General features: G+C 39.1%; 9 protein-coding genes and 2 tRNA genes. 10 read left to right on the top strand and 1 reads right to left on the bottom strand.

The genetic code is table 11. From position 1 onward, the window contains the following. Window positions 1-275: 275 nt before the first annotated feature. The 8 genes from GNE10_RS23330 (at window position 276) to GNE10_RS23295 (ending at window position 7,894) form a co-directional block, all read left to right on the top strand. Window positions 276-1,154, top strand: coding sequence for a M48 family metallopeptidase (locus tag GNE10_RS23330; protein WP_185567205.1), 879 nt, complete (start codon window positions 276-278; stop codon window positions 1,152-1,154). A gap of 258 nt (window positions 1,155-1,412) precedes the next feature. Beyond that, complete coding sequence (locus GNE10_RS23325) at window positions 1,413-2,534, top strand: alpha-hydroxy acid oxidase (protein ID WP_185567204.1); 1,122 nt, start codon at window positions 1,413-1,415, stop codon at window positions 2,532-2,534. Between the two features lie 182 nt (window positions 2,535-2,716). Continuing rightward, a tRNA-Leu gene (locus GNE10_RS23320) sits at window positions 2,717-2,800 on the top strand. Window positions 2,801-3,046: 246 nt separating this feature from the next. After that, window positions 3,047-3,304 carry a hypothetical protein gene (locus GNE10_RS23315; RefSeq protein ID WP_185567203.1) on the top strand — a complete coding sequence of 86 codons (258 nt, stop codon included), beginning with the start codon at window positions 3,047-3,049 and terminating at the stop codon, window positions 3,302-3,304. A gap of 474 nt (window positions 3,305-3,778) precedes the next feature. Continuing rightward, the gene (locus GNE10_RS23310) at window positions 3,779-4,576 is read left to right on the top strand and encodes a WecB/TagA/CpsF family glycosyltransferase (protein WP_185567202.1); all 798 of its coding nucleotides are present in this window, start codon (window positions 3,779-3,781) and stop codon (window positions 4,574-4,576) included. A gap of 630 nt (window positions 4,577-5,206) precedes the next feature. Continuing rightward, window positions 5,207-6,316 (top strand): polysaccharide pyruvyl transferase family protein, encoded by a 1,110-nt coding sequence (locus tag GNE10_RS23305; RefSeq protein ID WP_185567201.1) that lies wholly within the window; start codon window positions 5,207-5,209, stop codon window positions 6,314-6,316. A gap of 5 nt (window positions 6,317-6,321) precedes the next feature. Then, window positions 6,322-7,167: an FAD-binding protein gene (locus GNE10_RS23300; protein ID WP_185567200.1), complete on the top strand. Its 846-nt coding sequence runs from the start codon at window positions 6,322-6,324 to the stop codon at window positions 7,165-7,167. Between the two features lie 655 nt (window positions 7,168-7,822). Continuing rightward, window positions 7,823-7,894 (top strand) — tRNA-Gln (locus GNE10_RS23295). A gap of 76 nt (window positions 7,895-7,970) precedes the next feature. Here GNE10_RS23295 and GNE10_RS23290 read toward each other — a convergent pair. Next, window positions 7,971-8,450, bottom strand: coding sequence for a hypothetical protein (locus tag GNE10_RS23290; protein WP_185567199.1), 480 nt, complete (start codon window positions 8,448-8,450; stop codon window positions 7,971-7,973). A 164-nt stretch (window positions 8,451-8,614) separates the two neighbouring features. Here GNE10_RS23290 and GNE10_RS23285 point away from each other — a divergent pair, with 164 nt between their 5' ends. Together GNE10_RS23285 and GNE10_RS23280 are read left to right on the top strand one after the other, a co-directional pair. Next, window positions 8,615-9,901, top strand: coding sequence for a hypothetical protein (locus tag GNE10_RS23285; protein ID WP_185567198.1), 1,287 nt, complete (start codon window positions 8,615-8,617; stop codon window positions 9,899-9,901). A gap of 235 nt (window positions 9,902-10,136) precedes the next feature. After that, window positions 10,137-11,564: a hypothetical protein gene (locus GNE10_RS23280; RefSeq protein ID WP_185567197.1), complete on the top strand. Its 1,428-nt coding sequence runs from the start codon at window positions 10,137-10,139 to the stop codon at window positions 11,562-11,564. The last annotated feature ends 874 nt before the right edge of the window (window positions 11,565-12,438 follow it).

The raw sequence follows: 12,438 nt of genomic DNA, 5'->3' as shown, positions 1-12,438 counted from the left end.
GGGGGAAAGGGGATGCATGTTTGGTATTTTCCCTTTCCCCGGTTGGTGAGCTTGTCGAACCATTAACATGTATCCCTTTGACCACAAGAGTCCAAAAAGCAATGCAAGCAAGAGGTCTAAGGTAGCAATCTTTCTTCCTTGTCTCCCCCCTCTCCCTTGTCTCCCTTTCTCCTCTAACCATAGCCGACCCCACTTAAATCGCTATACTATCTGTGGGAGGCTGTTCATTTAACCAGCCAGCTTCCACAGTTGTATTTTTCATAGCTTGCTGCACTATGTCCTTCTACAAAACCCCCCTGATTGGTTTAAAGGCTGACTCGTTTCGCCATCCATTAGACCTAGAATCTACTAATGCCCTCAAGCAGATACCAGGTATCGATATGTTGGTGCGAAATTGGTTAGGGCCAATGGCAGAGCAGGTTTTTTATGTGGAAAATATAGCCTCAAGCGTTCTGGTGGGTGAAAAGCAGCTACCTGATTTACACCAGCTGTTGTTAGAAGCTTGCAAAATCTTGGATATAGAGCCTCCCCAGTTGTACGTCCGCCAGCATCCGGCTCCCAATGCTTACACTTTTGCGGTGCGAGGTAAGCAGCCTTTTATTGTCTTGCACACATCTTTAATTGATATTCTCACACCAGAGGAAATCCAAGCGGTAATTGCCCACGAATTGGGACACCTCAAGTGCGACCATAGCGTTTACTTGACTCCTGTGAATTTATTAATATTAGCTGCGGCAATTGTCCCCAATGTCGGTGGCTTCATTGCCCAAGCAATACAAGCGCAACTTTTGGAATGGGTGCGCTGCGCTGAGTTTACCTGCGATCGCGCCGCATTGCTAGCAACCCAAGACCCCAAAGTTGTCATGTCGGTGTTGATGAAACTAGCTGGTGGTTCTCCGGCTTTAGCACCGCAACTCAACCTCGATGCTTTTGTTGCCCAAGCCCGTGCTTACGATGATATTAGCAAGACCGAACTCGGTGAAATGGTCAAAGCTGCCCGCACAGCCCAATTAACCCATCCAGTACCAGTGCTACGGGCGCGAGAAATTGACCGTTGGGCAAGCAGCACAGAATATCAATCTTTAATTCAAGGTCACGGACTCAAGCCTAAAAATGATGAAGTCGCACCCAAAGGCGGCTGGCGAAATTGGTAAATTTACTTAGAATTTTTTCTCAATTTTCCTTCACCATAGGGAAGTCCAAAAGATAAATGATTTCCTTAAAATTGTTAACTGTTAACTGTTGACTGTGAACCGTCAAAGGTCAACAATTAACAGTAGCAATAGAATATTTTTTTACTCGCAAGTCCCTCAAGTACTGGTACACCTAAAAAATCAATAGGTTCCTGAAGGATTTATCATAACTGTGGTGGGATTCAAAAATATCTCATTGCTTAATGCCCCATCGCTACCATGACAGCTGTACCCAACGAACATCGCTTTCAACCCATTAACCTGTTTGAGTACGAAAAACTCGCGAAAGACTATTTATCCCAAATGGCCCTTGACTACTACAGTAGTGGAGCCTGGGACGAAATCACCCTGCGAGACAATCGTACCGCTTTTGAGCGAATCAAGTTACGACCTCGTGTATTAGTCGATGTTAGCGATCGCCATCTCAACACCTCCATTTTAGGACAACCCCTGCAACTACCTTTGTTGATTGCACCGATGGCTTTTCAATGTCTGGCTCATCCGGATGGCGAAGTTGCTACGGCTTTAGCTGCGGCATCAGCTGGTATAGGTATGATTTTAAGTACAATGGCAACAAAGAGCATTGAAGAAGTAGCAAGTGCGTGCGAGCAATTTCCAGATTCGGTACGCTGGTTTCAGCTTTACATTCACAAAGACCGAGGATTAACTCGTGCTTTGGTAGAAAAAGCCTATAAATCAGGTTATAAAGCACTTTGTCTTACTGTAGATGCACCAGTGCTTGGACAACGGGAAAAAGATAGACGTAATGAGTTTGCTTTACCCTTGGACTTACATTTAGCTAATCTAGCAACTATCTCAGGGTTGGATATTTCCCATGAAAAAGGTGAATCGGGGTTGTTTACCTATTTTGCTCAACAGCTCAACCCAGCAGTCACTTGGAAGGATTTGGAATGGTTGCAGTCTATATCTCCACTACCCCTAGTACTCAAAGGAATTTTACGCCCAGATGATGCATTGCGGGCTGTGGAATATGGTGCCCAAGCAATTATTGTTTCTAATCATGGAGGCAGACAACTCGATGGTGCGATCGCTTCTTTAGATGCTCTGGCTGAAATTATACCAGCTGTCAATGGTAGGGTAGAAGTATTGTTGGATGGAGGTATTCGTAGGGGCACAGACATTCTCAAAGCCTTAGCATTAGGAGCAAAAGCTGTACTCATCGGACGACCCATTTTGTGGGGACTAGCAGTAGCAGGAAAAGCTGGTGTATCTCATGTCATCTCTCTTCTGCAAGATGAGTTAAACATCGCAATGGCGCTTAGCGGCTGTGCCAAGCTACAAGATATTGATGCTAGTTTATTAAAGTTTACACGTATTTAAGCGATAAACTTCAATTGAACCGTATTGGCTTACATTCAAATCATCGCCTGGTGGGTAAAAAAGTAAAATCCAGATATGCGTTTATTATCAAGTTATTCATCACAACAAAACTCTGAAAATCAATTTTGATATTTGTTGTTGCAAAATTAGTAAATAGAGTATAATAGTGAAGTTGAATATTAGGGCGGGTGGCGAAACTGGTAGACGCACCACACTCAAAATGTGGCGACCTTGCGGTCATAGGAGTTCGATTCTCCTCCTGCCCACTACCAAAACAGTTAATGTTATAGTGAGTGATTGTTATTATCAAGTCGCTAAAAATTACGTCGCGATCGAAGAATAATCAATAAATTACTTGGAATTTATGTTATATTATGTAATATAGTACAGCACATGATATAAAAGTAAATAACCACACTTACAAAACAACATATCTACTAGAAAAGTCACAGTTTTATAGTATTCTTTGTCTTTCGTACTTAAATATTGAATATCACAAGAGGTAAAAGGTTATGCGACTCAAAAGATGGGAATCTCCCCGTAAAGAAGGGAGGAATGATAAGGGTAGAGGCGGTTCTGCCAGGAAGCGACAACTCAAAAAGCAAAGACAAATGTTAAGACAAAAACTCAAGGAAAGTAACAAAGCTAACCAAAACAAAAATAATACAGCAGGGGAAGATAAATCCATCTTCCCCTTATTTTTTGCCTGTTACCTTCAACAAAAATTAAAATTATGTATTTTAAACACAGGCTTTGAGTTTAATCTGTAATAATAAAGAAATAATAAAACTTTTTTAGCAGAAAAATAAGTATAATTTAGATTTTTAACTCAATTGCATACTTAGGTGCCAAAATTATGACAGTAGGTTTATAGTATTTTTACTGTTACAAAAATCAAGAGTAACCAATATTACATAATACAAAATATAATCTTTGAGAAGTTTATCGAAATTGTAATGCTTAGATGAATCAATTAAAAATTAATTATGAAGGAAACATGAATTTTATCAAACAGCCTCTGAAATCCTTTGGTTATACCAGTAAACTAAAACACAGCAACGAATAATTCTAGTATTACCAGAAAAGCCAAAAAGTGTATAGAGAAGGCAATTGCACCTCCATGTGTTAGCTTCCAAAGATAACACAAGCCTAAAAAAGGCCAGGAGTTATCTAATCTGAATTGTTCAATATTCGGAATGGTCTAGGTAATCTATGGATTCTTTTATTGGACACAGGAATTATTTATGGTGGCAAGAGTGCTTCTACCTACTCAAAAAGTACTTGATTTTCCTATTACGGCTCTACGCTTTCACGACCAGGTGCAAACAATAATCAAATGGGCCAGTAAGCGTGAGAGTAGAAGTGTATATGTAGCAAATGTACATATGCTGATTGAAGCTCACTGGAATCCAGAGTTTGCTAGTCTATTACGAAATGCAGATATAGTTACCCCAGATGGTATGCCTCTTGTGTGGATGATGCGGAAAATGGGAGCCATCCACCAAGACCGCGTAGCGGGGATGGATATTTTTCTGGCTTTGTGTCAGTTATCTCAAACACAAAATCTCAGTATTTTCTTTTTAGGTTCGCAAACAGAAATTCTTTCGAGGATGGAAAAAAGGTTAAAGCGCGAATTTCCTCAAGTAAAGATAGCGGCTATGGAACCTCTACCGTTTCGTCCTTTGACTCCAACTGAAGATGAAGCTTTGATTAAAAAAATTAACTCTAGTGGTGCAAATGCTGTTTTAGTATCTTTGGGATGCCCAAAACAAGAAAATTGGATAGCTCAACACAAGGGCAAAATACAAGCTGTGATGATTGGACTGGGTGGAGTTTTCCCAGTTTATGCAGGAATCCACAAACGCGCACCCCGTGTAATTCGAGACTTAGGACTTGAGTGGCTATATCGATGGATTCAAGAACCACGTCGGCTTTTTGGTCGCTATTCTAGAACAATTCCACTCTTTATATGGCTAGCTACTAAGCAATTACTTTCATCAAGTCGTATTGTAGCTGTCTTCCTGCAAGAAACTGGAGACTAAGAAAGTAAAAAATATAAATGTGTCTATGCTCTTATAAGCAATTATTAGCGAATTTATACATCAACTAAACTCGAACAATATAACTAGCGATATATTTAATACTGAAATTACAAAGACTCACTTCTCAAAGAATTTTATGGACAAAAGTTTATTAAAAAATAATAAAACTACAAAAATGTTATGGTAGACTCTTATTCAAGGTTGAGCTTTAAGGAATAAAAATACACTAGTACTCCAGTAAGTACACATTAATAGATGCTGAAATTGTATTAAATTTTTCAAAGAATCCTTACACTTAATTACATTGCAGATACTTGAATGAAATTATCCCAATATTTATTTATCAAATTAATCACATGGTCTAGAAAGTTGCGATGGTCAACCAAACCAAGTAGCTTCTATAATTATTTTTTTCGTCCTAATTCCTTGAGTTAATAAACAAACACTAGCTTTAATTACTCAGCATCTTCATACTGGATTGTGCAAGATTTTGATTGATCCAAGATGCACAACTGCTGAGATTTTGATTGCCAGTGTTTGTCAGATTTGACATACAGAGAACTAGGAAGTTTAATTGCTTGCGTACCATCAAATTAGTCCTGAATTCATATTAGATTGCAGAGAGCAAAAATGAAAATTGGAATTTTAACTTTTCACCATGTCACCAATTATGGAGCAACACTCCAAGCTTGTGCGCTTTGGACTTTCCTTAACAGCCAAGGCTATGATGTTGAAATCATAGACTATCGACCCCTAAAAATAGTATGGAAATACTTGAGACCTTTAATTCCCCTGAAAAAGCCTGAAAAAATCTTTGTGAACATTCCCAGAGCTTGGAAAATGAGACGGTTTTTACTTTCTCTTGTCAAATTGAGTCCGAAAAAATTCTATGATAAAAAAGGCTTAGAATACTATCGCGATAAATATGACGTAGTAATATGTGGCAGCGACCAAGTATGGTGTCTAGATTCCTTTAGAGGTTTTGATTCTGCTTTTTTTTTAGATTTTATTAATAAAGAAACTACTCGTAAAATCAGCTATGCTGCTAGTTTTGGAAATACGGTAAAGCTAGGAAATTACCGCGAAACAATTTCCAATTTAATTGCTCAATTTGAAACTATTTTAGTTCGTGATTCCAATAGTGCAAATATTATTAATAACGAATGTAACCAAAAAGCTATAAAAGTTTTAGATCCTACTTTTTTAATTGAATATGACAAAATTAAAACTCCTCCAAAAATCCCAGGTAAATATATTTTGTTATATTTTCATGATGAAATAGAACCAAAAGAAGCAGAATTTATCAAATCATTAGCAAAATCTGAAAATCTTACAATAGTTTCAGTAGATGAACCCAAGGAAATAGCACAGATAAATTTAGAAAGTGCTAGTCCAAAAGAGTGGTTAGGACTGTTTAGTGAAGCATCTTACATAGCCACCAATACTTTTCACGGCACTATATTTTCTATTATTTTTCAAAAACCTTTTAATGTATTTCTGCGTAGTGATAAACAGAATAAAGTTGCAGATTTGCTGAAGAATTTAAATTTGGAAAACCGCATATTTTCTTTCAATGAACAGCCAACTCGCGAAGAAACTTTTGATATTGATTATGCGTCAGTATCAAAAATATTAGACTCAAAAATACTAGAATCGAAACAACATTTACTTCAAGCGATTTCACCACAAACAAGTAATGATTATACAAGTAAGGCGGTATTGAATCAGGAGTTAAAATAATTAAAATGTCTAATTTGAAAATTGAATCTTTAACATCAAATAATCTTTCTCACTACAGAACCCAACATAACTTTCAGCGAGTAGGAGAGATTAATAGTATTGAAGAACTACAGGAATACTGTAATTGGGCCAAAGAAAATAAAGTCAATATTTACATAATTGGAAATGGCTCTAACACGTTGTTTGCCAGAAAGAATATCCAATCATTGATATTGAAAAATAAACTACCCAAGTACATAAAAACTCTAGGTGATAACAGAGTAGAAGTGTCTTCTTCTGTTTCGATTATGGAGGTATTAAAACACTGTTACCAAAACTCCGCGGACTCTTTTTATTATCTGGCGTCTGTGCCGGCAACTATTGGTGGTGCATTGGCAATGAACGCTGGTAGGGGAAGGCAACATGGATGTACAATATATGACTTTGTGGAAAGTGTAACATTCTTTGAAGACGGTTCAATAAAAACACTTGATAACAGTCAAATTGTACGAGATTATCGACAAACTATATTTACTGGTGTCCACTCCAAACTAATATTGAGTGCAGTTTTTAAATTTGAACCGCAAACATTCACAGAAAATCCTATAGTTTCCAGACAACATTGGGCAAAAAAACATCAAGATAATACAGCACCCAACTGTGGTTCAGTATTCAAAACTGCTAATTTCAAAATACTGAGTAAGCTTAGAGGAATGTCCATTGGCAAAGCGATGTTCTCAGCTAAAACAACTAATTGGATACTGACTAAATCACAAAATAGCTATGCAATACTTTTGTTGATTAAAATGGCTCAATTTTTACATTTTGTCAGCGGGCAAAAAATTGAACTCGAAGTAATTGTCATCGATTAATCAATTGGTGGTAAAAAATGTCAGAATTTAGCACCCAGGAGTCAGAAATCAGAATTTAGAGGCATCTACTACAATAGTACACTGGTTAATCAAATATTTTTCCTCATTCTTAGGACTTACGCAAAAACTCTCTGAAACTCTTATTTCTACCCTTCTCCTGACGGAGACGCTACGCGTAGCTTGCTTCCACGAAGTGGTACGGGAACGCCTTCTCTTCTCTACGAGACGCTAAGAGCGAACGAGACGCTACGCGAACGGCAAATGTGTACTTTGCGTCCTTCTCTAACGAGACGCTACGCGAATGCGGTAGCCTGCGGCAAGCCGCTCCGCGTCTATGTTTTTTCATGATTTTGCGTAAGTCCTCATTCTTTAACCCTTCTGGCTCCTGAATTCTGATGCCGTTTCTTGATGAGGCTATGCCAAATATTAGATTTTTTGAACGTATAAGTACGCTGATGTTAATTTGCTATATTCCAAAATAATTAGGCGCATCTTCATAGAGAATTGGCTTTTCGGTAAACCAAGGTTTGTGTCATCGCTTCAAACACTCACTGCTTGACTCTAGGATTGTCAAAAATTCACCTACTAAAATCAACGATAAAAGTACTTGACACAAACCCATGACTAGCTGCTATATTAGGTAGGGTGAACTTGTTGGGGCGTAGCCAAGTGGTAAGGCAGCGGGTTTTGGTCCCGCCATTCCTAGGTTCGAATCCTAGCGCCCCAGTAAATAAAAAGACAGGTGCTTATGCCTGTCTTTTTGCATTTGGATTCAAACAACTTAAAATACATGACTCGAACAATTACTTATCAGGCGACTTCAGAGCTCGATCTAGAACTTGCCTAGCTTCTTGTGCTTTAGCTCGTGCTTCTTGGTAACGCACATTAGCTTGAGCAAAATTTTTCAGAACTTTAAAGCCTTCCTTGAGGCGAGTAATTTCCTCTTCACTCACTGATTCGTCAGTGAACAGAACATCAACTGCTTGACGAATTTCCAAGGCTTCAGTTCGTGATTCTTGAACTTTCAGCTTGAGCGTTGCTAGATTACTCAGAACTTGCACGGCTTGGGTAATGGCATCCTCACCGTTAGCAGTATCAACACTTGGCTCTTTAACCTCAATTAATTGTTGGGGGCCAAATCCTTCTTCTAGTTCCGTGGGTAACTTACCTGCATCCATCAGTTCCATTAACTGATCCATTGCTTTGTCACGGGCTTTAGCTGAATCTTTACCAGAAACAGTGAGGATAATTTCTGGGCTTTGGGCGAGAGTATACTGAACCATATTTAAGCAAAAAATTTGCTGGTTAATTAAACCAAGGACAATAATTATAACATGTTGCGTGTCATCTTATTTGTTGGTTTATTTATGCCGGAGACGAGGGATTTAAAATAAAACTTTATACTTGAAAAGAAAGAGTATATTTATTTTCGCAGGAGGGGAGAGGAATGACTCTCAATCCCACCATTATGCAAGCAGTGGAACAGATGGGTTACCGTGTCACCGTTGGTGATGTGGCAATTCAGGCAGGATTGAACGTGGCTGAAGCTAATCAAGGTTTATTGGCATTAGCATCTGAAGCTGGCGCACATTTACAAGTAGCAGATTCAGGTGACATTGTTTACCTATTTCCAAAAAATTTTCGCACAATTTTACGTAATAAATATTTCCAGTTACGATTACAGGAATGGTGGAAAAAAGTTTGGAATGTTCTGTTTTACCTGATTCGGATTTCTTTTGGAATTTTCTTAACTGTTTCCATAGCCTTGATAACTATTACCATCATTATTATCATGACCGCTGCCAATTCAGACCGTGACAGCGATAACGGGAGCAGTAATTCCGGTGGTGGATTCTTCTATTTCCCAAATTTATTTTGGTATTTTAGTCCAGATTATGACACTCACTACCAACAACGGCGAGATGAAAGGCGACAACAAAGCGATTTAAATTTCTTTGAAGCTGTGTTTTCGTTTTTATTTGGTGATGGTAATCCTAACGCTAATTTAGAAGAACGTCGCTGGCAAGAAATTGCTACGGTAATTAGGAATAATCGTGGTGCAGTGGTAGCTGAACAAATTTCCCCGTATCTTGATGACATTGGGGAGGAATATCAAAGAGATTACGAAGATTATATGCTGCCGGTTCTGACACGATTTAATGGACAACCATCCGTTAGCGACGAAGGACAAATTGTATATTACTTCCCAGAGTTGCAGATAAGTGCAGCCAAAAAGCGTCGTCGTTCAATAGCAGTTTATTTAGAAGAATTTCCTTGGCGTTTTAGTGCTGCAAGTTCAGGACAAATTATGCTGAGTGCTGGCTTGGGGATACTCAATTTTGTTGGTGCTTTAGTATTGGGAAATTTATTAGCAAATGGCACCGCTGCTGCTCAAATAGGTGGACTAGTGGCTTTTGTCCAAGGAATTTATTGGTTGCTATTGGCTTATGGAATTGGTTTTTTAGGCATCCCATTATTGCGTTATTTTTGGATTCAGTGGCGGAATCAAAAAATTGCTGCCCGCAATCGCGATCGCCTTTCTCGCGCTAGGCTATTAGCAAGCGCGGATAGTTCTTTGCAGCAAAAGCTGGATTTTGCTCGTCAATTTGCAGCAGAAAAATTCATTGGCGATGAGGATTTGGTTTACTCCACCGAAACCGACTTACTAGAACAGGAAGTTGAACGTTCTGCACAAATTGATGCTGAATGGCAACGGCGGTTGGATGAATCTTGAGGAAGAATTCAGAATTCAGAATTCAGAATTCAGAATTTAAGACTTGGAATTGAGGAGTGCAAAAATTTTCGGAATTAGTTAGGACTTCGGGACTGACAAATAAAAAATATCCAATTAACTCTTGTCAGGTGGGCATCTCGCCCATCCTACTTTCGGGTATCATATAAAACTATGGTGGAGAAACTTTTCAGAGATTTTATCAGTCTGGTTCTCCAAATTCTGCAAGAATACGCCAATGTCATCTTCTGCTCAAGGTATTCCTGGGTTACCAGATTTAACACATCCGACTGAACTTGTGCAATTTGGAACTCAAGCACTTACAGCTTCAGTATTATTAGTATTTTTAGTTATAGCTTTGGGAATTGCGATCGCTCTGGTGAGTTTTTCTCTACGTCGCCATCAAACCGAAAATGTGATTGTCATTGGTGAATGGGCTGTTCGTTATTCCCAACTTTTACGAGGATTACAACATTTAACTTTAGTGTTAGTTCTCTTAGTGCCGGGATTTTTTCTCTGTTCAACTTTGAGCAACCGCTACCATCACTGGGAACAAGCAAAGGTGGCTCAAGTGGTGGAAAGCGTCGCCGGTGAAAAACTCGAACAGTCTGCTCCTCAAGTACGCTACTCTATTCAAGAGCCATATTCTTACACCACCCAAGTCAACGGCAAGATAGTTAAGGTCAATGATACGCGGGAAGTTACCCGCTTTTTAACGTTGGGTGGTTCGCAAATTCAAGTCAAACTCGACCAAAGCGTAGATGTTCCCGGTCGCAGTTCAATTTATCGCGTGGAATACACTGCTGATTATAAAGTAGTTAACCAACTCAACAATGTTAATAATTTTTTCTTTGAAGCACCGCCACCTAATGGCTATTCGCTGCTTGCTAGCTACAAAGTAGAGCGTGACGGTACTAGATTACAACAAACCAATCCTGGGGATTATGGCTTTCCCTTCCGTCTGCAACCAGGGGAAGCAACCACTTTTCGAGTTACCTATCAAGCTCAAGGAGGGCCGCGTTGGGTTTACAGCGCCGAAGGGCAGTTGCTTTCTAACTTCCGCCTCACAGCAATTGCTAACTTTGCTCCTGCTGATTTCGCCAGTGGTATTGTACCGAATGAGATTAAAGTTGATGGACGCAGCACTCAATTTACTTGGATATTTAACGATAATGTTTCAGTGAAAAATCCATTTGGAGTGTTTACCAACACCGAACCAATTCGTCACACTGGTATCATTCCCAGACTGTTATTGCTAGCACCAGCGATATTTTTGTGGTGGATATTATTGTTATATTTATCACTGCCCATGAGTTTTAAAAATATCGCGATCGCTGGTAGTATTTTCTTTGCTTGTCTATTAGCTTTGACCTATCTGGCTCGCTTGATAAATCCTCAGCTGGCTTGGACTTTCATTTCCACGATTTTATTGTTTTTAACATGGGGATTAGGCGCTAGCCGTAGTACTTCCCTTGCTGCTATTATTTGCACTATTGCTGGAGCAGTATTACCCATCTTTGGATTATTAGTACCCTTTAGCGGCCTCACCCTCAGCGTCGCCGGTTTACTTTCCGCCGTTTGGCTAGCAGTTCGTCACTGGTACGGTTGGTTCACTTTGCACCCAGAAGACCAAAGATTACAGATACAGAGAAACGGTAGAGATTAATACGAATTCAAAATTCAAAATTCAAAATTCAAAATTAAGAAAGCTGAGAGAACAAGGATTTTACAGTGAACAGTGGGATATTTTTTATGGCTAAATTATCCTAAGGGCACAACATTGTTGTGCCCCTACTGTGGTATGTTCAAGTGCAAATTGCTGTAACTGTTCATCTATCGTTGAGGTGATGAGAGTCATTAGCTAGATATGGTATTGCGGTAATCTGGTTATGATAAGCAAACTTTTAGCTAACAATATCTATGGATAACGATTTACTAACTTTCTTTGCAGCTGCTGGGTTACTGATTCTCTATCTCATCTTCTCCGCATTGACAGAAATGGGTACAAAACTCCCTTGGAAGAAATAAGCTAATGGAGTGATGAATTGAGGAATTGAAAGTTTGTAAAATCAAAAATACAGCAGAATTGTGAATTTAAAATTACAATCGGCTCTGTGCTAAGTTACAAGAGCTAGATAAAGATTTACACTTCTCAACCTCATTGGTCTTGGAAAAAACTATAAACATCTATTAGGCTGGGCTATTATATTTAATTGATTGAGAGAATGGCAAATGAGCGACCCACACAAGAACCAAATTAAAATTGAGCCAGCAACCCTCGTTTTGATTGTGTCTATCTTAATACTTTTGCCTCTGCTAGTTGTTGGGTTTTTCTCGCAGTGAAACTATTTAATGTCGTTTTAGCCTTTCATAGACGTTTGTTGATAATACGTCAACCCGTACTGTAGGGGCACAGCAATGCTCAGTGGTGTCAACTTAACGTGAAACCCTGATAAAAACGTAATGAGCGAGTTCTAGTCACTTACTATCAAGATCCGCGTTACCCCCCCCCGGCTTTGCTGACGCAAAAACTCCCCCCC

It is taken from the genome of Nostoc sp. 2RC, from assembly GCF_014222165.1.
Lineage (GTDB): Bacteria > Cyanobacteriota > Cyanobacteriia > Cyanobacteriales > Nostocaceae > Nostoc > Nostoc linckia.
The sequence above is the reverse complement of the archived record's forward strand: the minus strand, read 5'-3'. Positions and strand labels throughout refer to the sequence as shown.